A 23944-nucleotide genomic window follows, 5' to 3' on the forward strand; every position below is an offset into this window, starting at 1 on the left:
GCCACCATGACCGACGGCGACGACGCGCGCGCCGACAGCGAGGATCCGAACGCGGACGTCCAGTACCACCTCGAGGTGGGACCCGACGACGTCGCGGAGACCGTCCTGCTTCCCGGCAACCCGGAGCGAATCGACCGCATCGTCGACTGCTGGGACGAGTACGAACACGTCGCCCGGCACCGCGAGTATCGCACGGCGACCGGCCGCTACGACGGAGCGCCCGTTACGACCACCTCGACCGGTATCGGCAGCCCCTCGGCCGCGATCGCCGTCGAGGAACTCGCCCGCGTCGGCTGCGAGACGTTTGTCCGCGTGGGCTCCTGCGGCGCGATCCAGCCCGACGTCTCGGTCGGCGACCTCGTCATCACGACCGGGGCCGTCCGCCAGGAGGGAACCAGCGACGAGTACGTCCGCGAGGACTACCCCGCCGTCGCGAATCACGAGGTCGTCGCCGCCCTCGTCGCCGCCGCGGAACGCCTCGGCTACGACCACCACACCGGCCTCACCGCGAGCACCGACTCCTTCTACGCCGGGCAGGGCCGGCCCGGATTCGAGGGCTTCGAAGCCGCCGGTTCCGAGGACCTGCTCGACGATCTCGCCGCGGCCAACGTCACCAACGTCGAGATGGAAGCCAGCGCGATCTTGACCCTGGCGAACGTCTACGGACTGCGCGCCGGCGCCGTCTGCACCGTCTACGCCGACCGCAACGGGGGCGAATTCAGCGTCACCGGCGAGACGCGAGCGGCCGAAACCGCCTCGCTCGCGGCCGCTCTACTCGCCCAGATGGATACACAAAAGGCGGAGGCGGGCGTTACGGACTGGCACGCCGACCTCTCGATCGAGTGATGTGTGACGAACGCTATCGAGCGGATCGCGTTCGACGCGTCTCGCGATCGTCACCGCGACCGCTCACTCGTCGCGGATCTTCACGATGCCGTGTTCGAACACCTGTCGGTTGGGGATGACGTACTCCTCGCCGTCGTTCTCGACGATCGTCACGAAGATGTCCACCTCCTGGACGATTCCCCGGCGGTCGCCGACGCGGATGCGATCGCCGATGCCGTAGGGCTGGTTGAGCAGGAGGTAGATCCCCACCGCGCTCGAGACCAGGAAGTCCTTGAAGGCGAAGGCGCCGACGATGACGACGCCGGCGGCGTAGACGACGAGCAGGATCATCAGCGCGAGGACCTGGACGCCGACCTGGGCGAGCGCGATCAGGATGACGACATAGAGGATCGAGTACTTCACCACGCGCGGGATGAGCGACGCCTCCGGGAGCTTGACGCTCCGGAGGTACTCCCCGACGACGAGTTCGGCCTTGTCGGCGACGATGAACCCGACGACGAGGACGAGCACCGCGATGAACACCTGCGGGAGAAAGAGCGTCACGTCCGCCCAGAACTGGTCGGTGTTGACCAGTTGAGCGATGTGGACCGCCGTCAGGATGGCGATCCCGTAGATGAACCACGAACTCAACCGGGCGACGATCTGGACCGTCGAGGTGCCGAGGCTCCGGGCGCTGCGCTCGAAGGGCGTGCCCTCGACCGCGTCGGGGACCCCCGCCGCGGTCAGCAGCTCCTTGTTGAGTTTCCCGACGATGTACCCGACCACGAAGCCGAGGATGAGGACTGCGACCGCCACGACCGCCGGCTCCTCGACGAACGCCTGGACGTCCATATCAGTAGGCCTCCGGGTCGACCTCCAGGATCAGTTCGCCGCCCTTGAACGCCCGGACCATGCCGTCGCTCTCCGAGAGGGCGACGGCGATCGAGTTCGTATCCCGCGTGATCGCGCTCGCCGCCATGTGCCGGGCGCCCAGCCCCTTCGGAATGTCGACGCCCTCCGCCGCGGGCTCGAGGTACCGATACGCCGAGACGATCTTGCCAGAATCCGAGATGACGAAGGCCCCGTCGAGGCGGGAGAACTCCTTCAGCATGACCGTCACGATCGGGTCCCCCACGTGGACGTGTGACTTCTCGAAGGGGTTGTACGAGAGCGGCCGGGACTTGTTCATCACGTTCCCCGCGTCGCCGACGACGAACAGCGCCCCCACGGGCTTTCCCTTCTGGCCCTTCTTGCCGAGGTTGATCGCCACCTCGAAGACGGCCTTTATCACCTCCGGATCGGCGCGGGATTTCGCGAAGAGGTCGTAGAGGCCGTGCTGATCGTCGGCTTCGGCACGAACGCGCGAGACCGTATCGATGCTATCGTCGAAGACGCTCGTCGCGCACGCGAGGACGTCCCCGTCCTCGACGACGCCCCGCTCCAGCGCGCCCTCGAGTCCGAATCGAATCCGTTCGGCCACGTCGTCGAACTCGAGCGGCAACTCGACGAACGGGTCGGCCCCGACGGTGTTCTCCGTCCCGATCGTGATCACGTCGAGCTCCTCGTCGTCGAGCTCCGTGAACCGCTCGTGGTACGAGCCGCTCGGGGAGAAGAGCACGATCGCGTCGACATCCTCGTAAATGTCACCGAACACGTCATCGAGACCGGCCATTGCTTCTAGAAGCCGGGTGGGCTCGAATAAGCGTTTGGGCGTATCGTCAGACGCCTGGCGGACAACCGAACTTTTCCGCCTCGGGTTCCGCCCAAAGCGCGAAACCGCTCCTTGAAAAACTTCGTTAGCTGTCGCTAATCGACGTAGCGTCCGAAAAATGAATCGCGGGTCGCAGGGTCAGCGGTCGATCCGCTGATAGTTAGTACGGCTTAGTCCTGACGGCGCAGGGCCAGCATCGCAGCGCCCAGCAGCGCGACGAGAGCGACAGCGACGCCGAAGCCGGGCGTGCCGTCGTCTCCGCCATCGCCGCCGTCCTCGGAGCCGCCATCCTCGGAGCCGCCATCCTCGGAGCCGCCATCCTCGGAGCCGCCGTCCTCGGAGCCGCCATCCTCGGAGCCGCCGTCCTCGGAGCCGCCGTCGTCGCCGGCGGAGACGGTCAAGGTGCCGGATTCGCTCTCGTTAGGCGTCTCGACGGCCCACTCGATGTCGCCCTCGGCGGACGTATCGAAGTCACCGGAGAGGGTCGTCGTTCCACCAGCCTCGAGGGAGACCTCTTCCGAGGCGACCTCCTCGCCGCCGATGGTGAGCGTGACCGTGCCCTCTGCGGGACCGGAGTCAGCAGTGTTGGTGATCGTCGCCTCGATGGAGGCGTCCTCGTCGACCATCACTTCCTCCGGCACGTCGACGTTCGTGACGCTGAGGTACGGTTCCGGGGAAGGCTCGCCGACGACACCGTCAGCGGTGTCGGAAACGTCGCCGTTGTCTTCGAGTTCAGCCGAGAGGGAGAACTCGGTGTCCTGGACCTGTCCGCTGAAGTCCATCGTCGCGGTCCACGTTCCATCCTCGCCGACCTCGGTGTAGGTCGGGATGTAGAACGGGTTGTCGCTTCCGTCCGGCGTCTCCGCCTGCACGAAGATCGAGGCGCCGGGCGCGACGTTCGACGTGCCCGTGATCTCCTGACCGGAGTCAGCGGTGACACTGTAGGAATCCTGATCGAAGCTCAGGGTCGGCTCCTCAACGGTGAACGAGCTCTCGAACGTGTCCGTCGAGTCGATGTACGGGTTGGGGTCCATCCCTTCGTCCTCGGCGTCAGCCGAGGCGACCGTCTTCACGGTGGCCTTGTACTGCTCATTGGCCTGGGCGTCGTTGTTGCCGCCGGTCGGCATGAACGCAACGACGCGGTTCTCGTCCTCGGAGATGGTCATGTCACCCACAGCGGGCGTAATGTCCTTCGGATCCTCACCGAACGGCGGGTTCGTCTGGACGACCGAGATGTTGAACGCTTCGTAGTTGGCCGGGTCCTCCTCGAGGAGGCCGAAGATACCGCTACCGACTATCTCGACGGCGACGTAGTCGCCGGCCGCGACCGTTCCGTCGGCCGCGACGCCGAGTTCGTCGAGCGTGTCGGTGTCGTCGCTGCTGACGACGTACGTGTTAACCTCGTCGATGCCGCTGTCGGTGACGCGGAACGTACCGCGGTCCTGACGGTCACCGTTCGCATCGTAGAGGTTCATGTTGAAGCTCTTGGTCCACTCGTTGTAGACTTCGAGCTGCGTCTCGCGATCCCAGGTGCCGAGGTGATCGGCGTTGAAACTGCCGTTAGTGGCGGAGACGACGTTCGCGTCACCGCGGGCCAGCAGCACCGTGTTGACGTCGAGCTCGACCTGGTCGGCGTTTTCGTTAGCCGTCACGGTCCCGTTGAGGAGCGTGATGACCTCTTCCGAATTTTCCGGCGTCCAGGTGAGTTCGACATAGGCCTCGTCGGTGTTCTGCATGTCGACGAGGATCGTGTTGGAGTCACCGACCGGGCCGGTCGCGACGTTGTTCTCGTTACCGAAGCTGACTTGTGCCTCGTCGTCGCTGACAACGTCGAGCGTCAGCTCCGAGGAGGCGGTCGTGTCAGCGGCCTCGACCGAGAAGTTGTACGAACCGGTCGAGACATCAACCTGACTGAAGTCGAGCGTGTAGGTCGCACGAGCGTCGACGACGACGATGTCGTCGTGTGCACTCGTCGCGGACTGGTTGTAGTCGTTCAGCATCGAGGTGAGCTGATCCTGGGTGAAGCTACCCGAGGAGATCTCGGCCAGGAAGCCACCGCGGTTGGAGTCGACCTCGAGGTCGACCGAACCGCTCTGGGTCACCTGATCGGCGCTGAACATCGTGCCGTCGAGATTCTGCACGCGAATCTCGAAGGCAGTGGTGTTACCGTTGTCCTCCTCGATGAACCAGTCGCCCTGACCGAGGTCGCTGGTGTCGAGGGTTACCGTGTCGTTCTGCGTGTCCACGTCGACCTCACGTTCCCAGGAGACATCGTCGCCTCCCGGAACACCGCTGTAAAGGTCAACAGTGTCCGAATCGGTAACACTGGTAATACCGCTAATTACAATCGTTTCTCCCTGATACGCGAAGTCACCATCGCTGATGTCCTTCTCGTTGTCGCTGTGGTCCGCGACGGCGGAGCCGGCGAATGCGGCTCCCATCGCGAAGACGGACAGCACCATCAGCGCGGCCAGGAACACTGCACGTCCCTTTTCGCGCGTTGATGTCGTGTTGCGTGTCATGTTTATCTTGAGTCGTGTTTCGCCGTGTGGCGAACGTTTCACCGGGATACGTTCGCGAATCCGACCCGCCCGGCGCGGGCGAATCGCTTATCGGCCTCCCGGGTAGGGGTGATTCATCCTTTCTAACGGGTCGTAATAAGTTTTCTAGTTTCGGATTACCCGTCGTCACAGCGAGTAATCCCCTTCTACCCGAAGGAGAGCGGCGCTACTCCGGAGATCACCACTGACCAGTGTTCGGCGGTGCTGGAGCGTTTAAGTATCATCTTCGAACCGGTGGTCCCGAGTGCGTCCACAGCCAAACCTGAAGCGAGAAGAATTGTCAGTGTTCCGGTGACGTAGATGCTGCTTACCTGTCGAATGGGAAGAACCCAGGCTCGATCATCATTCTTACGCAGATATATCCAGTAACTATATTACCCGTCACGTCAATCATCCTGACGGAAGCCACGAACTCCGCTGGGGGTAGAAATGCCCCGGGTGTTAGAGGCACCCGAGACGTGGCTTCCAATAACCCAGCAACGGGTTTTGGTTGCCATGATTGCGTACACACGTCCGGGACAAAAAGGTCTCGCACGCTTGCGGTCCGAAGAGTCGAATCGCCATCGGCCGTTGACTTTCAATTTCGGGATCGGGTGGCCGAGATTCACCCGCGAGTCCGGTTGATCTGATCGGAGGGATATCGGATGAGGTCCGTCGAACGATCGAGCGGCGGCGCCGGCGAGTCAGCTCGAAACCGCGAGTGCTACCGGTGCGGGCGCACCGTAGCATCGTCGTGCTGCTTCACGATCGAAATCGAACCGCCGGCCGGGCTTTCGAGCAAGTACGCGGACTCGGTCCGATACTGCTGTGAAGACTGTGCGGCCGGGATGAACCTGTCCGACTTCTCCCGGCGGTGGAAGGCGAGCGCACGGCGCGGTGATCGGTCCTCGGCTGATTGATCGCGGCCCTCAGTTCGCCACACGCTGGCGAAGCGGGCCATCGATTCGAACTCGGACCCTCCCACACCCACGGAGGGAGAACCTCGAAACCCAGCCGACCATCGACCCGACCGATCGAGGCCGTCTCGAGACGGAAAGTTAAGAGGTGGGACTCCAACGGACTAGTGTGAACGACCGGATGACGCGTCGGGCGCTCGTGGCGTCGGTGCTCGGGGCCGGGACCGTCGGCCTCGTGGCCACGGCGGATACCACCCGTCTGGACCAGTTCGCCCCGCTGTCGGGCAACGCCTGGCGAGCCGCGACGCGGGAGGTGGACGAGGAGGCCCCCGACCCCCGCGATGACGCGACCGTCCGTCGCGACGAGTGGGGCATCCCGCAGATCGAAGCCGACGACGAGCAGGCCGCCTACTTCACCGTCGGCTACGTGCAGGGGATCGACCGCCTCTTCCAGCTCGACCTGCAGCGCCGACAGATGCGCGGCCAGCTGTCCGAGGTCGTGGGCGAGGCGACCCTCGAGAGCGATCGCTTCCACGTCTCGATGGACTTCGTCGGGGCCGCCGAGGCGACCTGGGCGGCGCTCGAAGGGACCGAGCACGCCGAACGGGTCCAGGCCTACGTCGACGGCGTCAACGAAGCGATCGAGGGCAACGAGTTGCCGTTCGAGTTCCGGCTCTTAGAGTACGAACCCGAGCCGTGGACCCCGGTGGACACGATGCTGATGCAGAAACAGATCGCCTGGACCCTGACCGGAAATTTCGACGCGCTGCGACGCGAGCGGGTCGACGAGGCGCTCGGTCCGAGCGCCGCCGAGGAGCTCTTTTCCCGACGCATCGAACACGACGCGCCCATCTTGCGGCCCGGCGGCGACCTGGGGGACGTGGGTGGGGCGACGGTCGACGCGGACGCCAGCGCGTCAGGTAGCCCAGCCGGCGAACCGAGCGGGGCGCCAGCGATCGATCGACCGTCGCATCTCTCGAATCGCGAGGCGACACCGACCGGCGCCGACGGGGGCCGCGGCAATTCCGCCCCCGCTTCCGACGGTGGCGCACTCCTCTCGTGGCTCTCGAGCTTCGAATCGCCCGCCGGCGTCGGGTCGAACAGCTGGATCGTCTCCGGCGAACACACCGACACCGGTCGGCCCATCCTCGCCAACGATCCGCACCTGTCGCTGATGACACCACCGGTGTGGTACGAACAGCACGTGCAGACGCCGGCGCGGAACGTCCGCGGGGTCACGTTCCCGGGCGTGCCGTTCGTCGTCATCGGGCGGAACCACCGCGGCGCCTGGGGCTTTACGAACGTCGGGGCCGACGTCCTCGACTGCTATCGCTACGAGGTCGACGAGGTCGGCAGCCGGTATCGATACCGGGGCGGGTGGCGCGAGTTCGAAACGGACGAGCGCGAGATCGCGGTCGCGGACGCCGACGACGAGACCGTCACCGTCCGCAAGACCGTTCACGGCCCGTTCCTCGAGCGCGAGGGCGAGCACGTCGGCGTCGCCTGGACCGGCCTCACCGCGACGCGGACCTCGGCGGCGGTCGACGCCCTGGGCCGGAGCGAGGGGCTCGAGGACGCGCTCGCGGCGATCGAGATCTTCGACGAGCCGACGCAGAACTTCGTCTACGCCGACGCCGACGGCCGGACCTGCTACTACGCGACCGGCAAACTCCCGATCCGGACGGGGGCCGACGGCGAGGCGATGCCGGGCGATCGCGTCTTCGACGGCTCCGCCGGCGAAGGCGAGTGGGAGGGCTTTACGCCCTACGGAGAGAGTACTTGGGAGGGCTTCGTCCCGTTCGACGAGAAGCCCCACGCGATCGACCCCGCGATCCTCGCGACCGCGAACCAGCGCGTCGCCGACGACCCTGATCACTACGTCGGGACGGCCTACGCCGCACCGTACCGCGGCGGGCGCATCTACGATCGGCTCGACGACCTGACCGCGAGCGGGCCGACGACGCTCGACGACCACGCCGCCCTCCAGACGGACCGCGTCGACCCGCGCGCGGCTCAGCTGGTGCCAGCGCTCGTCGACGCCGTCGAGCGCGAGGCGGGCGACTTCGAGCGCCTCGTCGACGCCGCCGAGACGCTCGCGGCGTGGACCGGCGAGATGACCCCCGATTCGGCCGGGGCGCTCCTCTTCGCTCGCTGGTTCGAGCACTTCAAGCGAGTGATCTGCGAACCGGAGTTCGACGAGGCGGGGCTCGACGAGTCGTACTACCCGAGCGACTGGGCGATCGCGACGCTCCCGGCGGAGAGCCGGTTCTTCGCGGACGCGACGCGCGCGGAGACGATGGTTTCCGCCCTGGAGGCGACGCTCAACGAACGGGCGGACGAGGGGTGGGACACCTACGGGGACTACAACACGACGGCGCCGATCGAACACCCCTTCGGCGAACAGGTCCCGGCGCTCAACTACGATCCGCGGCCGATCGGCGGCTCGCGGGCGACGATCAACAACTACCGGGTCGAGTCGGCCGTCGGCGCGAGCACCCGCTTGCTCGCGATGCCCGGCGGAGCGGCCCGGGCGATCCTCCCCGGCGGCAACTCCGGGTCGCCGTTCGGCGAACACTACGACGATCAGTTTCAGGCCTGGGTCGACGGCGAGTATCGAGCGATGCCGCTCGATATCGACGGCGAGGACACCACATCGGAGGGGGATTCGACGTGACGGGGGCCGAACCCGAAGACGACGATCGATCGGCCGACACCGACGACGAGGTGGCCGATCGCGGCGACCGGTCGACCACAGGCGGGCGCGAATCGATCCCAGGCGGAGACGGCGAAGCCACCGAGGACGAGGACCACTCCGTCGGTGACGACGGCGGAACCGCCGACGGTGCGGGATCGGTCACCGGCGTCGGCAGCGCGACTACTGACGATAACACCCCGATCGGCGATCCGTCCGCGCCAGGGGAGTCCCATCCCGCGATCGAACTGCTCGGACACGTGCGGACCGATCGGCGCGACCACTGGATCGCGATGGGGATCGCCGCGGCCGTCGGGCTCGCGTTCGCCTGGCTGCACTGGTTCGGCCTCGTGCTCGGCGGCGCGTTGGTCGGACTCATCGCCACGACGCCCCCTCGCGCGCCCCTCGCCGGGTTCGGGTTCGGCGGGCTCGTCCTCGCCGTGTTCACCGCCTGGCTCGGCGGCGTCGCGGCGGTCGTGGCGCTCCAGATGCAGCCGGTCACCTACGTGCTCGTCGGAGCGAGCCTCGGGCTCCCGGTGTTCGGCTCGCTGGTTCGCTGGCTCGAGTAACGGTCCAGCGCTTGCGCCGACGCCGCCCCGGGCGCGTCACCGACGGACGGTGACGCCACCGTTCCCGTCGCGAGCGATCCGACAGTCGATCCGGGCCGATCGCTCATCGGTCGTCCGCACCGGAGTCGACCGGGGTCTCGCTCTCGGATTCGTCCAGGGACGCGAGGTCGCGTTCCGGGTTCGCCTCCGTTCGATCGCCCGCCTCGCCGGTCACCTCGCCGTAGATCGCTTCGCGCGCCTCCGCGGCCGAGGTGAACTCCTCGTTGGCCAGCCGGTCGAACACGCTACCCAGCGATTCAGTCTCGTTGGGGAGATCCATCGCGTCCGTGGCGTACTCCCGTGACAGTTCTTCGCCGGTGACCGGATACTCGAGTTCGCCGAGGTGGGATTCGACGGCGGCGAGTACCGACTCGGTCGACTCCGCACGGGAAGCCTTCCGCTTCCCGATCCGATCCTGGGCACGGTCGCGGTCTGGCGTTTCGGTCATAGCCGCGAGTTCGGCTCCGCCAGTGGAAACCCACGGGCTTGCATGGGCCGGCGACCGCCGCGAACTCCCGACCGACGGCAACTGCTTGCCGGACCCGACACGCGTCTGCCACGCGCGAGAAACTTCGGTCCTCCACCGGTACCGATCCCACGACATTCGGGCGACACGTTCGTCGATCGCCGGTGTCACCCGGTCGACTGTCGGGGTACGACGCGTGTACTGTCGAATGATAACAGAAACCAGGCCCTCGCGCGGATCGGAACTACGAAACCGTATGAACTCCATCTGGTAACCGATGAGTGCAAATGTTGCCGAGGAGAGCGAGGCCGGAACCGAGGAGAGCGAGCCGGAGACGGCGTTAGAAACCGCAAAACGCCAGCTCGCTCGCGCGACCGCGCACGTCGATATCGATCCGAACGTCGTCGAACGGCTCGAGCGGCCGCGCAAGATCCACGAAGTGTCACTGCCGTTGCGCCGCGACGACGGCACCGTCGAGGTCCTCACCGGCTTCCGCGCTCAGCACGACAGCGTCCGCGGCCCGTACAAGGGCGGGCTGCGCTACCATCCGGAGGTCACCCGGGACGAGTGCGCCGGGCTCGCGATGTGGATGACCTGGAAGTGCGCCGTGATGGACCTGCCGTTCGGCGGGGCCAAAGGCGGCATCGTCGTCGATCCGAAGCAGCTCAGCCACAAGGAGAAAGAGCGCCTCACCCGTCGATTCACCCAGGATATCCGCTCGGCGATCGGGCCGACGAAGGACATCCCGGCGCCAGACATGGGAACCGATCCGCAGACGATGGCCTGGCTCATGGACGCCTACAGCATGCAGCAGGACGAGACCATCCCCGGCGTCGTCACCGGGAAACCGCCGGAGGTCGGCGGAAGCTACGGCCGCGAGGAGGCGCCCGGTCGCAGCGTCGCCATCATCACCCGCGAAGCCTGCGACTACTACGATTACGACCTCGCCGAGACGAGCGTCGCCGTCCAGGGCTTCGGTAGCGTCGGCGCCAACGCCGCCCGCCTGCTCCACGAGTGGGACGCCAACATCGTCGCCGTCAGCGACGTCAACGGCGCCCGCTACGACGCCGACGGTATCGACGTCGACCAGATCCCCTCCCACGACGAGGAACCCGAGGCCGTCACCGCCGCGACCGGCGTCGGCGAGCAACTCACGAACGAGGCCCTCCTCGAACTCGACGTCGACGTCCTCATCCCCGCCGCCATCGGGAACGTCCTCACCGAGGAGAACGCGAACGACGTCAGCGCCGACATGATCGTCGAGGGCGCCAACGGTCCGACCACCTTCGCCGCCGACGCCATCTTCGCCGAGCGCGACATCCCGGTCATCCCCGACATCCTCGCCAACGCCGGCGGCGTCACGGTCAGCTACTTCGAGTGGCTCCAGGACATCAACCGCCGCGCCTGGTCGCTCGAACGCGTCAACGAGGAACTCGAAGTCGAGATGCTCTCCGCGTGGGCCGACGTCAGGGACGAGGTCGAAAGCCAGGACCTCACCTGGCGCGACGCCGCCTACGTCGTCGCCCTCAAGCGCATCGCCGCCGCCCACGAGTTCCGCGGCGTGTGGCCCTAGAACCGAACTTTTGCGCTGCGGGCCGGCGAAGCCGGCCCTCGGCAAAACTTCGATGAAAAGCACTCCTCCCCACCTCCGGTGGGGTCGTCGGCCCGCTCGCTCGGCCACGGCCTCGCTCGCGGTATGTGAGCCGTGAACAAGCCAACCTTTCCCCGGGTCGTGACATCGGCGCAGAGCGCCGAGTCACTCCCGGCCGTGGGTGGTTCGTCAGGATCATTGCCGCCGAACGATGCCAATCAGACGAACCCGAGGAGGCTGCGGTGTGGCCAGTTGGGTACCACTCGATCTCCGCAGGGCGGACTCTCCCAAAACGAGGCGAGGAGACACGGACAGCTGGATCGGAGCATGGGTACAGTCCGATTCACTCCTGATGTATGTTCGGAATGACAGTGCATTTAAACCAACGTAAATTCCGGAACTGTTATTAACTACTAATCAAGTATTTATCATTATGGTCCTCGGACTCGGGATTCTCCTGCTCGTTATCGGCGTACCGACCGCCGTCTGGCCGTACGAGATCGCGCGGTTCGAAGAACAGCTGGACTCGATCGGGAGTAAGCGATCGTGGTCGGACGTCGAGCCGGCCGATTGGAAAGTGGCGCTGAACAAGTATCTCGGTATCGGCATGGCCGGGTTCGGCGCCCTGTTCGTCATCGGGGGACTCTTGTAAGTACGGGTGGATCCATCGGCGCCACGGTCACCCCCGTTGCAGCGTGTGTCCGCTACCCGGAACATCGACGTACAGCGTCTACCGCACTTCTGAGACCTCATCATGGAGACCGTCATCGGTGGCGTCCCCTGCACGCTCCCGTCGACAGTGGCCCAGTCCGTCTCGGGTGGTGCATCAGAGATTGCTGCGATCGCGTGACGGAATCAGTCTCCGCGATGGGGTAGTCCACCATCTAACAGACCGCTGGACGCCTATACGACGGTAAACCACTCCTCGTGGTCGTCGGTTCGGCGTTCGACGACGTCGAAGAAGCGAGTCTGGATCGCCTCGGTGACCGGGCCGCGCGAACCGTCGCCGATCTCGACGTTGTCGACGCGCTTGATCGGGGTAACTTCGGCGGCCGAACCGGTGAAGAAGAGTTCGTCCGCGGTGTGGAGTTCGCCCCGAGAGATGGTGGCGCCGTCGTGGACGGTGTAGCCGAGTTCGCGCGCGAGCGTGATGACGGTGTCGCGAGTGATGCCGTCGAGGATGGACTCGGCGAGGCCGGGCGTGTAGATCTCGCCGTCGCGCACGAGGAAGATGTTCTCGCCCGGGCCTTCGGCGACGTTGCCCTCCTTGTTGAGGACGATCGCCTCGGCGTAGCCGTGACGGCGGGCCTCCTCGCCGGCGAGCATGCTGTTGACGTAGAGGCCGGTTGTCTTGGCGTTGGTCGGGATCTGGCTGGAGGCGTGTTTCCGCCAGGAGGAGACCATCACGTCGATTCCTTCCTCCAGGGCCTCCTCGCCGAGGTACGTGCCCCAGGGCCAGACGGCGACGGCGACCCGCGTGGGGCAGTCCGAGGGGCTGACGCCCAGCGAGTTGTAGCCGTAGAACGCCACCGGGCGGATGTAACACGACGCGAGGTCCTGCCGGCGGATCAGCTCGACGGTCGCCTCGGTGAGTTCCTCGCGCGAGTGGCCGATGTCCATCTCGTAGGGTTTCGCGGAGTTGTAGAACCGATCGAGGTGCTCGGGCCAGCGGAAGATCGCCGGGCCGTCCTCGGTCTCGTAGCACCGCGCACCCTCGAAGATGCCGCTGCCGTAGTGCAGCGCGTGCGTGAGGACGTGGACCTGCGCGTCCTCCCAGTCGCGAAACTCGCCGTCCATCCAGATCGTGTCGACGTCCATCTCGTCGAATCCCATATCTACAGGGTTGGAGAGGTCCGTACTAAGTGTTCGTGTTCTCCGAAGAGTCGGACCGGGACTCGCGCGGAGACAGATCGGTCGGGACCGTGTATGCGGGGCGGTCCAGCGGGACCGTCGGTTCCCACCCGCACGATCAGCACAGCCCGTCGACGACGTCACTCCCTTCGAGGTAGACGAGGTCGTGACGGGCGGCGTAGGCGCGGGCGTCCTGGGGCGTCAGCGCGGCGCCGGTCTCGTCGTCGAGCATCTCGCAGACCACGACCGCGGGCTCGGCGTCGGCGGCCGCGGCGAGCGCGAGGGCGAGTTCCGTGTGACCCTCGCGCTGTGCGAGGCCCTCAGGGGCGCCCTTCAGGAGGTGGACGTGACCGGGGACGCGAAACCGGTCGGCGAAGTCGGCGGCGTCGGGGTCGGCCGCGGCGTCGGCCAGTTCGCGGATGGTCAGCGAGCGATCGTCGTCGGTGATGCCGGTGTAGGTGTCGCGGTGGTTGACGGTGAGCGAGAACGAGGAACGCTCGTCGTACCCCAGGTCGTGATCGCCCGCAGCGGGGTGGGAGACGGCCTCCGAGTAGAACGGCAGGTCGAACGCCTCCGCGACGTCGTGGGGCAGGGCGACGCAGACCAGGCCGCCGGCGTCGTTTCGCAGGCGGGAGACGGCCTCGGGCGTGACGGCCGCGGCCGGGTAGATCAGGTCAGTCTCGCCCTCGCGGTCGGCGGCGTCGTGGACGCAGATCGGGTCGCCGCGGGCGACGGATTCGATCGCGCGCTCGAGGGCGCTCGCCCCGGCCTGGTGGCCGGACATCTCAGTGATCTCCGACATGGACGATCACCTGGTCGCCGTCGGTCAGCTCGAGGACGTCGCGAAGTTTTTCGGGAGCGATCAGTTCGAGCTGGTCCTCGTCGTGGTGGGTTCGCTCGGGCGCGATCGTGTGCGCTTCGACGTAGGTCTCGCCGTCGGCCGTCTCGACGGTGGCCGGGTGGCAGACCGCCGGGCCGTAGGTGCGCTCCTCGTCCTCCCAGCCGTCGATCGGAACGGGCTCGACGGCGTCCATCGCGCGCCGTCGGCGGACGCTCTCCGCGCGGAGTTCGACGTTGAGCGTCCCGGGGAACGGGTCGTACCCCAGTCGGTCCTCGAACTGGCGCTGGTAGCCCGGCAGGGAGATGTAGTGACGGCCCTCGCCCATGCCGCTGGTGACGGTCCCCTCGAGGTCGACCTGCGGGGCCGTCTCGAAGATGCGGCGGTACTCCTCGTAGGCGGCCCGGAGTTCCCGCTCGCCCTCGTCGGTGAGGACGACCCACTGGCCGTCACTCACGGTGTCGCGGTCGATCAACCCGGCCCGTTCCAGGCGCTGGAGGCGTCTGGACGCCGTCTGGTTCGACGCGTCCAGTCGCTCGGCGAGGTCGGCACACGAGATCTTGACGTCGCCCTCCAGCCCGCCCATGAGGGCGAGTAACTTCAGCGTGGCCCGCTCGTCGTGGCTCACGGCCGACGTCGCTGTCAGTGACATGCTCATCACTTCCCGGCCCCGTGGTAAAAGCATACCGAATGTGGTATGGTCCCCAATACTGTTACGCTCGCCGGCCTGCGATCGTCGCTTACTGCTGTCCGGGATAGCGCCACACCCGGGGTGGTGGATCTCGAATTACAGCGCCTCCGCAATGTAGTCGTCGATTCGTTCGACGCGGTCGGGGTCGCGCGTCCAGAAGCCTCGCCAGATCCGCGGTTCGGCTTCCAGGGCGAGCAGTGCGGCCGGGGAACGCTCGTCGGACGCCGGTCGAAAGACGACGAACCAGCTGTGGCGGTGCTCGTCGGTCGAACCGGTGTGAACCGTGATGGCGGGCGCATCGGGACCTGAGCCGGTGAGAGGATCGGGGCTCGTCCCCTCGAAGCCATAGCAGTGGACGTCCACGTCAGTTCCCGCGAGCCGTTCGTACACCGATCGCGTGCCGTGTTCGTCTTCGATCCGACCGAGGTCCTGGAACGCCGATCGAAGTGTTCCGTGTCCCGCGTTCCAAGCGAGCCGTTCGATGTAGCGCGAGACGGCGATCAGGACGAACTTCTCCTTGTGGGCCAGCGGGTACCCACGAAGTTCGAAACGACTGTCCGCGAGCGCGAGGATGGCGTCCGGGACGGATACCGCCTCGAGATCGCGCGTCCCGGTCACGTACAGGTCGGAGTTGACCGCCAGCAGATCCTCGTAAACGGCCGTCATCGGCGAGGTGGCGACGATCTCGTCGTCCCGGATCGCCACCAGCGCGTCACCGTCGACGTCGAGGTCGGACCGGAATTCGACCTCGATCGTCTGCGTCTCGAACACGTCCCCAATCATCCGCCCCAGCGGGTCGTCGTCCGCGGCGACGACCGCGAGCGACGTCGTCGGGTTCGCATCACGGTCGACAAAGGAGCGCAGAGACACGGGCTGGAGAGGGGTTCGTATCCTGGTAATGGTTTCGGCCTCGCCCGCCTCGGCAGCCACCCGTTACTCCTCTACCAGAGGCGTTCCGTCAGCCTTCGGACCGAGGCGCGGCCCGAGCGGCCGCTCGTCGGGATCGACGACGCGTCGCCGCTCGTAATCGGTCGATCGCTCGACCGGGATCCGGCCGATCGAGCTGATCAACTCGACGTAGTCGGCGACCGACCGGAACTCGCCGTACTCCCCGCCGGCGCGCTTGGTGATCTCCTCGGAAAGAATGGTCCCCATGAAGTCGTCGGCGCCGCAGGTCAACATCTTCAGCCCGCCCTCGTCGCCGTACTTCACCCACGACGACTGGACGTGGTCGATGTTGTCGAGGAAGAGCCGGGAGACGGCGATCAGCAGTTCGTCCTCGTCGCGCGAGGCGCCGCCGGAGACGACGCCGTGTTCGTACAGCGGCGTCTCGTGGTGGACGAAGGAGAGCGGAACGAACTCCGTGATGGCGCCGTCGACGCGCTCCTGCAGGTCCCGGATTCGCTTCAGGTGCAACGCGCGGTGGGCCTCGGTCTCGACGTGGCCGTACATCATCGTCGCGGTGAGGCCCAGCCCGACGTCGGCGGCCGCCTCCATCGCGTCGAGCCACCCCTGCGTGTCGATCTTCCCGGGACAGATGACGTCGCGAACCTCGTCGACGAGGATCTCCGCTGCCGTTCCGGGGACCGTATCGAGACCGGCCTCGCGAAGTCGGCGGTAGATCTCCGCGTACGACCAGTCGGTGCCGCGGCGGGCGTGGGCCGCCTCCTCGGGCGTCATCGAGTGGACGTGGACGCCGTCGACGCTCATCGCGTCGATCTGTTCGACGTAGGTGCCCGGATCTTTCGCGTACGCTTCGGGTGATTTGTAGGTCAGATCGCGGTAGGCCGCCTCCGGTCCGCGCTCGTCGACGGCCGCCTCGAGGAGCTCGCGGTGCTCGGCGTCGAGTGCGAACGCGGGGTGCAGGCCGGAGACCGACGTGACCTCGTAGATTCCGCGCTCGACGGCGTCGGCGACGATGTCGCGGCTCTCGGCGGGCGTCTTGGTAAAGCCCGGAACCGTCACGTCCTCCGCCGCCTCGAAATCCGTCTCGAAGGTGTGGGCCGCGTCCTTGAAGTTACAGAACAGACAGCCGACGGTGCAAGCGGTGGTGACGTTGTTGTTGAGGTTCGCCACGAACGTAACCTCTTCGCCGACGACGTCCCGACGTCGGTGATCGGCGGCTTCGAGCACGCGTTCCTTGCGGCGCCGGTCGATCCCCGCGTCGTCGGTGCCGGTCGTCAGGAGTTCGATCGCGTCGTCGACGGTGAGGCGGACGCCGTCGCGCGCCTTGGCGAGCGCGTTCTCGAACGACTGACCGGTCTCCGGGGTGTGCTCGAACGAGACGTCCGGCTCGTCGCCGGCGAGCGCGTCGGCGTCGGCTCCCCCGGGGACGTCGCCCGTTCCCGCTGTTCCGTCCATCAGTGAAACGAGGTCCACCAGTGCGCAAAAACGTGGTGATACGCCGCAGGTGTTGCCTGCGATCGGCCAATCCGAGACGCGAGAGAGAGAGTACTCGCAAGCGTGGGAGAGAGCGATCCCGGCGTCCCGCGGCGGTCGACAGACGACGCGATCGGTACTCGACGACGGCGCCGACGATACGGACTGAAACTTTGATGGGGTCGGGCCCCAGACGTCTCGATATGCAAGCCGGTCTGCGGATCGCTGGTGGGCGAACTGGATCGACGGGCGGTCACGACGGCGTCGTCCCGGGCCGATTCGTGGCGACGGTGGTCGCATGACGAGCGTCAAGGAGTTTCGGATCGACGAACCGGCCAACGAGACCGAGCTCGGGCGCGGCGCGTTCGTCTTCACCGACGACTACTCCGTCTTCGACTGGGGCAAGATGCCGGACAAGATCCCCCAGAAGGGGGCGAGCCTCTGTACGATGGGCGCATATAACTTCGAGCGGCTCGAAGCCGCCGGCGTTCCAACTCACTACCGCGGGGTCGTCGAGGGCGGCGAAGTCCTCGAACTGGCCGAGGCCAGCGAACCGCCGCGCGAGATGGCGATCGACCTGACGCAGGTCCCCGACTTACCCAACGAAGGGCGGACCTATGCGTACGACGCCTACCACGACGAGGCGGGCGAGAACTACCTCGTCCCCCTGGAGATCGTCTTTCGCAACGAGGTACCGGTCGGGTCGAGCCTGCGACGCCGGACGACGCCGGCGGACCACGACCTCGAATTCGAGACGTGGCCCGACGAGGCGGTCGAGTTAGCGACACCGATCGTCGAGTTCTCGACCAAGTACGAGGAGTCGGACCGCTACCTCGATCGCGCCGAGGCCGATACCATCGCCGGCGCAGCCTCGGTCGACGCGCTGGAATCGATCGCGCGCGACGTGAACCGGCTCGTCACCGAGCAGGCCGACGAGGCGGGGCTCGACCACCAGGACGGCAAGATCGAGTGTTGCTACTACCGGGGCGAGATCCGCGTGGCCGACGTCGTCGGCACGTTCGACGAGAATCGGTTCGGCTACGAGGGAACCCAGCTCTCGAAGGAGGTCCTCCGGCAGCACCACAAGCGCACGCAACCGGCGTGGGTCGATGCCGTCGACGCCGCGAAGGCCGAGGCCGAGCGCCGCGATCGCGCCGACTGGAAGGCGCTGTGCGAGCGCGATCCGGAACCGCTCGAGGAGAGCGTGCTGGAAACCGCGCGCGACATGTACTGCGCGGGGACGAACGCGTACACGGGCGTCCACTTCTTCGACGCCCCCGCGCTCTCGACCGCGATCGGCGCCGTCAGTCGGCTGTGACGGTTCGAGTGCGAGACGCCGAGAACCGGTTGGGTCGCTACGGTGATCGGGCGGCGTCGACGTGTCGCTCGTCGGGTCCATCGACCGGCTCGTCCGGATTCGCGCGTCTCGCGGCCGCCGGCAGCCCGAGCTGGTACCGCTCGCCGTTCTCCCGGACCGTCGTCCGGCCGCGGTGGACGGAGACGTCGCCGTTGAGGTGCAGTCGGACGGCCTCGAGGAGCGCGTCGGCCTCGAGCGGTTGGCCCCGTTCGCGCATCGCCTGCCGGTCCGCGTCGTCCGGCACGTCGAACGCGCGCTGGGTGATGATCGGCCCCTGATCGAGGTCCGTCGTGACGTAGTGGGCGGTGACGCCAGCGATGCGCACGCCGGCCTCGATCGCCTGTCGATAGGCTTCCGCCCCCGGGAACGCCGGCAACAACGACGGATGGACGTTGATGATGCGATCCTCGTACCGGAAAACCACGTTCGGACTCAGGATCCGCATGAAGCGCGCGAGCACGACGAGGTCGACGTCGTACGCGCCGAGTCGATCGAGCAGGCGCTCCTCGTCGACCTCACCCGAGGCCGTGCCGACGTCGTGGAACGGGACGCCGTGGGCCTCGGCCAGCCCCTCGAGATCGTCGTGGTTCCCGATGACGACGGCGATCTCGGCGCCGAGCTCGTCGTCGGCCCGCGCGTCGAACAGCGCCTCGAGACAGTGTCGCTCCCGGGTGACCAACACGGCGATGCGCTGGGTCTCGCGGTCGGCCGGAAACCGCACCTGGACGTCGAGTCCGAGTTCCTCGCCGAGGGCCTCGAGATCCGCCCGGAGCGTCGCCGCCGTACAGACCATTCCCGCCGTGTCGACCGCGAGCGACATCCGGAAGACGCCGTCGCGAACCGCCTGATCGACGTCCTCGATGTTACACCCGCGCTCGAAGAGCAGGCTCGTGACCCGTGCGACCAGCCCCGTGTCATCGTCTCCGATGACCGTGATCTCGGTCAGATCGCTCGTCATCGAAACCACGCACGTTCGCCGGATGCGGTCATCATCGCTACACGTTCCACGGCGAATCAACGGTAAAAATCTTTAGTTCGGCGCAAGTCTCCCGCGCCGACGGGCGATCGCCTGGCAACACTCCCGGGATTCTCACTCGCTCCGCTCGCTCGCGGATCGCTACGCTCTCCGCTCCCCGTTCGCAGATACGAGGTCCTCGTTCCGCTGGGACCTCGCTAACGAAAGGGTTTTTGATAACGCTCGCGCGCGATAACGTAATGACAGCCTACACCGCGACGGTGACCGTGCGACTCAAGCACGGCGTGCTCGATCCCGAGGCCGAGACCACGCAGCGGGCCTTAGAGCGCCTCGAGTTCGAACTCGAGGATCTCCGGTCGGCCGACCAGTTCGAGGTCGACCTCGACGCGGCCGACGCCGACGCCGCGGCCGACCGGGCGGGCGAGATGGCCGAACGGCTGCTCGCGAATCCGACCATTCACGACTACGAGGTCGACGTGACGGAGCGATGACGGTCGCAATCGTTCGATTCGGCGGTTCGAACTGCGATCGCGACGCCGAGCGTGCGCTCTCTCACCTGGGAATCGACGCCGAGATCGTGTGGCACGAAGACGGGCTACCGCCGGACACCGACGGCGTCGTCCTCCCGGGCGGCTTCTCCTACGGGGATTACCTCCGGGCGGGGGCGATGGCCGCACACTCGCCGATCCTCTCGGCGGTCGAATCGGTCGCCGCCGACGGCGTTCCCGTCCTCGGCATCTGCAACGGGGCCCAGATCGGCTGTGAGGCCGGGCTCACCGAGGGGGCGTTTACGACGAACGAGAGCGCGCGGTTCCAGTGCGAGCACGTTCACCTGCGCGTCGAACGGGCCGACACGCCGTGGACGGCGGCCTACGAGGAGGGCCAGGTGATCGAAATCCCGATCGCCCACGGCGAGGGCCGGTACGAAATCGACGCCGATCGCCTCGCGGAACTCGAAGCCGGGGACCGCGTGCTGTTTCGGTACTGCGACGCCGACGGTGCGGTGACCGAGGCGGCGAACCCCAACGGGTCGCGAGGCAACGTCGCCGGCGTGTTGGGCGAGCGCGAATCCGTCGCGGTGATGATGCCACACCCCGAGCGCGCGACGCTCCCGCACGTCGACGGCACCGACGGCCGGGGCGTCCTGCGAGCGTTCGAGTAGGGGCCACCGGAACCGTGGCCAGCGGCGATCGATCGCCGGCGAGGGACCCCGGTCGGCTTCGAGAGCCGATCGGGAAAAATCCAGCGCGACCAGAATCGGCTACAACGTTAATGACGGATGGATCCCATTCCCACGTTGAGGAACGCGCACGAGGACGATCGAATGCCAGCACCAATCACCGCGTTGTACGTCGCATCGCCGGAAGCCCCCGAGATCGGGGACGATCGACGCGAGTCGGTCGTCGTCGAACGGGTCGAATCGATCGCGGCCTGTCGCGACCGCCTCGACGACGTCGATTGCGTCGTCGTCGGCACCGACCTGATCGACGGCTCGACGGTCGACTGCTGTGAGCGCGTCGCCGACCTGGCGCCGGAGACGCCGATCGTCGTGTACCCGGAGGCGGGCAGCGAGGCGCTCGCGGGGCGGACGGTGGCCGCGGGGGCCGACGCCTACGTCCCGACGGACGCGGGCGACGGCGTACTGGAAGCGCGCCTGCGGAACGTCCTCGCCGACGTCAGTGATCGCACGGCGATGGAACGCACGCTGCGAGCCCACCAGCGCAAGGTCGCCACCCTCCACGACGTCGTCTCCCGGTTCGAAACCTGCCAGACGCCCAGAGCGGTCTACGAGGAAATCGTCGACGCGGCGGAAGGCGTTCTGCAATTCGACGTCTGTGTGGTGAGCGAGTACGACGATTCCATGCTGGAACTCGCAGTGCTCTCCTCGGGAACCGACCCGGACCAGTTCGAACGGCGCCGCTCGATCGACGACGGCATCGGCGGGAAGACCTACCGAACGGGGCGGACGATCCGAGTCGACGACGTCGCCGAGTCGGCCGAGGCGAGCCCGCAGGACCCGCGCTATCGCTCCGCGCTGAGCGTCCCGATCGACGAGTACGGGGTTTTTCAGGCAATCTCGAACGAGACGGGCGCCTTCGACGAACGGGACGTCGAACTCGCGGAGCTACTCATCAGTCACGCGACGGACGCGCTGGATCGGATCGCGTTCGAGGCGCAACTCGTCGCCGAGCGCGACCGCTTCGCTGTCCTCTTCGAGAACGTCCCCGACGCGGTCGTCATGGGTCCCCACGTCGGGAGCGAGTTCATCGTCGAGGAAGTCAACTCGGCGTTCGAGGAGACCTTCGGCTACGATATGGAGCTGCTGGAGGGCGAGCCGATCGACGACTACATCACGCCGCCAGATCGGCGGGACGAGGCCAGTGACATCAACGAACGCGGCGAGGCCGGCGAGGTGATCGAGACCGAAGTGAAGCGTCGAACCGCGGACGGCCTGCGCGACTTCATGCTCCGGGTCGTCCCATTCGAGACCGAGGGGGAGGGCGAGTACGCCTTCGGGCTCTACACCGACATCACCGACCAGAAACAACGACAGAAACGCGTCGAGGTGCTCAACCGCGTCCTCAGGCACGACCTGCGAAACGGGATGAACATCATCGAGGGAAGCGCCGAGCGACTCGCCGCCCTCTCCGACAAGCCCGAGGCCGAATCCTACGCCCGGGCGATCCGCGAACGGACCGCGGAGCTCATCGATCTCGCCGCGAAGACGCGCGTCGTCGAACGAACGCTCGATCGAACCGACGTCACCGGTCCGGTGGACGCGGTCGAGGCCGTCGAGACGGCGATCGATCGCGTCCGGACGACCTACGACGACCCCGCCATCCGCCGCTCGCTGCCCGAGGGCGCCGCGGTCCAGTCGGACGACCTCCTCACGGAGGCGATCTACAACGTGATCGAGAACGCGATCGAGCACGCCGACGGGGCCGATCCCACGATCGACATCTCGGTGTCGACCGGCGACTCGTCCGCGGGGACGGTCACGATCACCATCGCCGACGACGGCCCCGGCATCCCCGACGAGGAGCGCCGACTCCTCGAAGAAGAGCGCGAGATCACCCAGCTCAGACACGCGAGTGGGCTCGGCCTCTGGCTGGTCGACTGGGTCGTCACGCAGGCCGGCGGCGAACTCCGCTTCGAGGAGAACGAGCCGCGCGGGACGATCGTCGAGCTGCACCTCCCAGCGGCCGACGGACGCGCCAGGAGCGACCGATAAGTCAGTTCGCGGCAGGACAGTCGCGTCGCCCGCGGACGGGACGTAGTCGCTTCGCCCGCGAGCGGAAGCGCAGGTGGATCCGGCCGTAGTTGACGGCTGAGTTCGCAACTGGCTCCGGTGACGGCGTTCGCACCGGTTTCAGCCGAAGTGTTCCTGGTAGAGATCCTGGGCGTGTTCGATCGCGTCGTAGGCGGCCTGGCGATCCTCCCAGCCCAGCGTTTCGACTTCCTTGCCGGCTTCCAGGTTCTTGTAGGTCGCGAAGAACTCGTCGATCTCGTCGAGTTGCTGCTGGGGAATGTCGTCGAGGTTCTCGACGTGATCGTACCGCGGATCCTCGTCGGGGACGGCGATGACCTTGTCGTCCTGTTCGCCGTCGTCGTCCATCTTCATCAGCGCGACGGGGCGGGCCTCGATGACGCAGCCGGGGAACGTCGCGTCTTCGACGAGAACGAGGACGTCGAACGGATCCTCGTCGTCGTAGTAGCTCTGCGGGATGAAGCCGTAGTCGGAGGGGTAGTGAACGTTCGAGTGCAGGACGCGGTCGAGCACGACGCCGGGGACGTCCTTGTCGTACTCGTACTTGTTGCGTTCGCCCTTGAGACACTCGATAACGGCGTAGATGGTCTCGGGTGGGTTCGGTCCGGTTTCGAGGTCTTCCCAGAGGTTCGTCATGCGTCTTCGTGATCCGTGGTGTATCAAAAAGTACTTTCGTAATCGTACTGAACAACAAGTGGAAGGCACCTGCGCTGTCGCCGGCCGATCGACCCGGACCGGGCGACGACGCGGCTGTCTGGCACCGACCGCCCCACTAACCCGTAAGAAAGGGTTAAATAGTTCGGTGACATTACGCTAACTATGTCAGAGGCACAATCAATCACCGACGATGCACGCACCGCCAGAGATCTGACCGCGTTCCAGAACAACATCCTGACCATCCTCTCGACGGAACCGATGTACGGGCTCGCGATCAAGCGCGAACTCGAGGACTACTACGACACGGAGGTCAACCACGGCCGCCTCTACCCGAACCTCGACGAGCTCGTCGACCTCGGCCTGATCGAGAAGAGCGAACTCGACAAGCGAACCAACCAGTACGAGCTCACCGACGAGGGGCTCGAGGCAGTCCTCGACCAGCTCGAGTGGACGCTCTCGAAGGTCGTCACCGACGCGGACCGCGCCGACCAGGTTCGATCCCTGATCGACGACAGCTACTGACACCACTACCAGTTCCGTCGACGATCACGGCCGCTGTGTCGCCGTCGTCCCCCTC

At 66.5% G+C, this 23944-nt stretch carries 21 protein-coding genes; 10 read left to right on the top strand and 11 right to left on the bottom strand.

Annotated elements, in window-relative coordinates:
• Positions 1 to 6: 6 nt before the first annotated feature.
• Positions 7 to 846: a nucleoside phosphorylase gene (locus MXA07_RS14730; protein ID WP_247729349.1), complete on the top strand. Its 840-nt coding sequence runs from the start codon at positions 7 to 9 to the stop codon at positions 844 to 846.
• Between the two features lie 63 nt (positions 847 to 909).
• Here the strand turns inward: MXA07_RS14730 and MXA07_RS14735 are convergent, their stop codons facing one another.
• From MXA07_RS14735 to MXA07_RS14745, 3 genes are all read right to left on the bottom strand, one after another.
• Positions 910 to 1677: a mechanosensitive ion channel domain-containing protein gene (locus tag MXA07_RS14735; RefSeq protein ID WP_247729350.1), complete on the bottom strand. Its 768-nt coding sequence runs from the start codon at positions 1675 to 1677 to the stop codon at positions 910 to 912.
• Between the two features lies 1 nt (position 1678).
• The gene (gene dacZ / locus MXA07_RS14740; protein ID WP_247729351.1) at positions 1679 to 2497 is read right to left on the bottom strand and encodes a diadenylate cyclase DacZ; all 819 of its coding nucleotides are present in this window, start codon (positions 2495 to 2497) and stop codon (positions 1679 to 1681) included.
• A gap of 209 nt (positions 2498 to 2706) precedes the next feature.
• The gene (locus tag MXA07_RS14745; RefSeq protein WP_247729352.1) at positions 2707 to 5058 is read right to left on the bottom strand and encodes a BGTF surface domain-containing protein; all 2352 of its coding nucleotides are present in this window, start codon (positions 5056 to 5058) and stop codon (positions 2707 to 2709) included.
• 1104 nt (positions 5059 to 6162) lie between these two features.
• On the opposite strand from MXA07_RS14745, the gene MXA07_RS14755 reads away from it, so the two are divergent.
• Positions 6163 to 8667 carry a penicillin acylase family protein gene (locus tag MXA07_RS14755; protein ID WP_247729354.1) on the top strand — a complete coding sequence of 835 codons (2505 nt, stop codon included), beginning with the start codon at positions 6163 to 6165 and terminating at the stop codon, positions 8665 to 8667.
• A complete protein-coding gene (locus tag MXA07_RS14760) occupies positions 8664 to 9254 on the top strand; it encodes a YccS/YhfK family membrane protein (protein WP_247729355.1) in 591 nt (196 codons plus the stop codon). The genes MXA07_RS14755 and MXA07_RS14760 overlap by 4 nt, the downstream gene beginning before the upstream one ends.
• Before the next feature lie 103 nt (positions 9255 to 9357).
• On the opposite strand, the gene MXA07_RS14765 is transcribed toward MXA07_RS14760, so the two are convergent.
• The gene (locus tag MXA07_RS14765; protein ID WP_247729356.1) at positions 9358 to 9741 is read right to left on the bottom strand and encodes a DUF5789 family protein; all 384 of its coding nucleotides are present in this window, start codon (positions 9739 to 9741) and stop codon (positions 9358 to 9360) included.
• A gap of 295 nt (positions 9742 to 10036) precedes the next feature.
• On the opposite strand from MXA07_RS14765, the gene gdhB reads away from it, so the two are divergent.
• Both gdhB and MXA07_RS14775 read left to right on the top strand, forming a co-directional pair.
• Positions 10037 to 11332: a glutamate dehydrogenase GdhB gene (gene gdhB, locus MXA07_RS14770; RefSeq protein ID WP_247729357.1), complete on the top strand. Its 1296-nt coding sequence runs from the start codon at positions 10037 to 10039 to the stop codon at positions 11330 to 11332.
• Positions 11333 to 11783: 451 nt separating this feature from the next.
• Positions 11784 to 12002, top strand: coding sequence for a DUF6199 family natural product biosynthesis protein (locus MXA07_RS14775; RefSeq protein ID WP_247729358.1), 219 nt, complete (start codon positions 11784 to 11786; stop codon positions 12000 to 12002).
• A 251-nt stretch (positions 12003 to 12253) separates the two neighbouring features.
• Here MXA07_RS14775 and MXA07_RS14780 read toward each other — a convergent pair whose 3' ends face one another.
• The 5 genes from MXA07_RS14780 to cofH all read right to left on the bottom strand — a co-directional run bounded on the left by MXA07_RS14780 (position 12254) and on the right by cofH (position 17091).
• On the bottom strand, positions 12254 to 13183 hold the full coding sequence (locus MXA07_RS14780) for a branched-chain amino acid transaminase (protein WP_247729359.1): 930 nt from the start codon (positions 13181 to 13183) through the stop codon (positions 12254 to 12256).
• Positions 13184 to 13319: 136 nt separating this feature from the next.
• The gene (gene ribB, locus MXA07_RS14785; RefSeq protein WP_247729360.1) at positions 13320 to 14003 is read right to left on the bottom strand and encodes a 3,4-dihydroxy-2-butanone-4-phosphate synthase; all 684 of its coding nucleotides are present in this window, start codon (positions 14001 to 14003) and stop codon (positions 13320 to 13322) included.
• Positions 13987 to 14691, bottom strand: coding sequence for a CTP-dependent riboflavin kinase (locus MXA07_RS14790; RefSeq protein WP_247729361.1), 705 nt, complete (start codon positions 14689 to 14691; stop codon positions 13987 to 13989). Before MXA07_RS14790 ends, ribB begins: the two co-directional genes overlap by 17 nt.
• Positions 14692 to 14826: 135 nt before the next feature.
• Positions 14827 to 15600 carry a DICT sensory domain-containing protein gene (locus tag MXA07_RS14795; protein ID WP_247729362.1) on the bottom strand — a complete coding sequence of 258 codons (774 nt, stop codon included), beginning with the start codon at positions 15598 to 15600 and terminating at the stop codon, positions 14827 to 14829.
• A gap of 63 nt (positions 15601 to 15663) precedes the next feature.
• Positions 15664 to 17091: a 7,8-didemethyl-8-hydroxy-5-deazariboflavin synthase subunit CofH gene (gene cofH, locus MXA07_RS14800; protein ID WP_247729363.1), complete on the bottom strand. Its 1428-nt coding sequence runs from the start codon at positions 17089 to 17091 to the stop codon at positions 15664 to 15666.
• Positions 17092 to 17407: 316 nt separating this feature from the next.
• Here cofH and MXA07_RS14805 point away from each other — a divergent pair, with 316 nt between their 5' ends.
• Positions 17408 to 18427 (top strand): phosphoribosylaminoimidazolesuccinocarboxamide synthase, encoded by a 1020-nt coding sequence (locus MXA07_RS14805; RefSeq protein WP_247729364.1) that lies wholly within the window; start codon positions 17408 to 17410, stop codon positions 18425 to 18427.
• A 37-nt stretch (positions 18428 to 18464) separates the two neighbouring features.
• Here the strand turns inward: MXA07_RS14805 and MXA07_RS14810 are convergent, their stop codons facing one another.
• The gene (locus tag MXA07_RS14810) at positions 18465 to 19424 is read right to left on the bottom strand and encodes a formyltetrahydrofolate deformylase (protein WP_247729365.1); all 960 of its coding nucleotides are present in this window, start codon (positions 19422 to 19424) and stop codon (positions 18465 to 18467) included.
• Positions 19425 to 19681: 257 nt separating this feature from the next.
• On the opposite strand from MXA07_RS14810, the gene purS reads away from it, so the two are divergent.
• From purS to MXA07_RS14825, 3 genes are all read left to right on the top strand, one after another.
• On the top strand, positions 19682 to 19933 hold the full coding sequence (gene purS / locus MXA07_RS14815) for a phosphoribosylformylglycinamidine synthase subunit PurS (protein ID WP_247729366.1): 252 nt from the start codon (positions 19682 to 19684) through the stop codon (positions 19931 to 19933).
• Positions 19930 to 20604 (top strand): phosphoribosylformylglycinamidine synthase I, encoded by a 675-nt coding sequence (gene purQ, locus MXA07_RS14820; protein ID WP_247729367.1) that lies wholly within the window; start codon positions 19930 to 19932, stop codon positions 20602 to 20604. The genes purS and purQ overlap by 4 nt, the downstream gene beginning before the upstream one ends.
• Before the next feature lie 162 nt (positions 20605 to 20766).
• On the top strand, positions 20767 to 22674 hold the full coding sequence (locus MXA07_RS14825) for an ATP-binding protein (protein ID WP_247729368.1): 1908 nt from the start codon (positions 20767 to 20769) through the stop codon (positions 22672 to 22674).
• Between the two features lie 138 nt (positions 22675 to 22812).
• Here MXA07_RS14825 and MXA07_RS14830 read toward each other — a convergent pair whose 3' ends face one another.
• Positions 22813 to 23346, bottom strand: a complete 534-nt coding sequence (locus MXA07_RS14830) for an inorganic diphosphatase (protein ID WP_247729369.1) — start codon at positions 23344 to 23346, stop codon at positions 22813 to 22815.
• A 183-nt stretch (positions 23347 to 23529) separates the two neighbouring features.
• Between MXA07_RS14830 and MXA07_RS14835 the strand changes: the two genes are divergently transcribed.
• Positions 23530 to 23889, top strand: a complete 360-nt coding sequence (locus MXA07_RS14835) for a PadR family transcriptional regulator (RefSeq protein WP_247729370.1) — start codon at positions 23530 to 23532, stop codon at positions 23887 to 23889.
• The last annotated feature ends 55 nt before the right edge of the window (positions 23890 to 23944 follow it).

The sequence above is a fragment of the Halovivax limisalsi genome (genome assembly GCF_023093535.1).
Taxonomy (GTDB): Archaea; Halobacteriota; Halobacteria; order Halobacteriales; family Natrialbaceae; genus Halovivax; species Halovivax limisalsi.

Bases quoted from the DNA above. Each gene is read 5' to 3' on its own strand.
- ribB (WP_247729360.1), bottom strand. From the start codon at position 14,003: ATGTCGGAGATCACTGAGATGTCCGGCCACCAGGCCGGGGCGAGCGCC.
- cofH (WP_247729363.1), bottom strand. From the start codon at position 17,091: ATGGACGGAACAGCGGGAACGGGCGACGTCCCCGGGGGAGCCGACGCC.
- MXA07_RS14745 (WP_247729352.1), bottom strand. From the start codon at position 5,058: ATGACACGCAACACGACATCAACGCGCGAAAAGGGACGTGCAGTGTTC.
- MXA07_RS14735 (WP_247729350.1), bottom strand. From the start codon at position 1,677: ATGGACGTCCAGGCGTTCGTCGAGGAGCCGGCGGTCGTGGCGGTCGCA.
- gdhB (WP_247729357.1), top strand. From the start codon at position 10,037: ATGAGTGCAAATGTTGCCGAGGAGAGCGAGGCCGGAACCGAGGAGAGC.
- dacZ (WP_247729351.1), bottom strand. From the start codon at position 2,497: ATGGCCGGTCTCGATGACGTGTTCGGTGACATTTACGAGGATGTCGAC.
- MXA07_RS14805 (WP_247729364.1), top strand. From the start codon at position 17,408: ATGACGAGCGTCAAGGAGTTTCGGATCGACGAACCGGCCAACGAGACC.
- MXA07_RS14765 (WP_247729356.1), bottom strand. From the start codon at position 9,741: ATGACCGAAACGCCAGACCGCGACCGTGCCCAGGATCGGATCGGGAAG.
- MXA07_RS14825 (WP_247729368.1), top strand. From the start codon at position 20,767: ATGCCAGCACCAATCACCGCGTTGTACGTCGCATCGCCGGAAGCCCCC.
- MXA07_RS14830 (WP_247729369.1), bottom strand. From the start codon at position 23,346: ATGACGAACCTCTGGGAAGACCTCGAAACCGGACCGAACCCACCCGAG.
- purQ (WP_247729367.1), top strand. From the start codon at position 19,930: ATGACGGTCGCAATCGTTCGATTCGGCGGTTCGAACTGCGATCGCGAC.
- MXA07_RS14730 (WP_247729349.1), top strand. From the start codon at position 7: ATGACCGACGGCGACGACGCGCGCGCCGACAGCGAGGATCCGAACGCG.
- MXA07_RS14780 (WP_247729359.1), bottom strand. From the start codon at position 13,183: ATGGGATTCGACGAGATGGACGTCGACACGATCTGGATGGACGGCGAG.
- MXA07_RS14810 (WP_247729365.1), bottom strand. From the start codon at position 19,424: ATGACGAGCGATCTGACCGAGATCACGGTCATCGGAGACGATGACACG.
- MXA07_RS14835 (WP_247729370.1), top strand. From the start codon at position 23,530: ATGTCAGAGGCACAATCAATCACCGACGATGCACGCACCGCCAGAGAT.
- MXA07_RS14775 (WP_247729358.1), top strand. From the start codon at position 11,784: ATGGTCCTCGGACTCGGGATTCTCCTGCTCGTTATCGGCGTACCGACC.
- MXA07_RS14790 (WP_247729361.1), bottom strand. From the start codon at position 14,691: ATGTCACTGACAGCGACGTCGGCCGTGAGCCACGACGAGCGGGCCACG.
- purS (WP_247729366.1), top strand. From the start codon at position 19,682: ATGACAGCCTACACCGCGACGGTGACCGTGCGACTCAAGCACGGCGTG.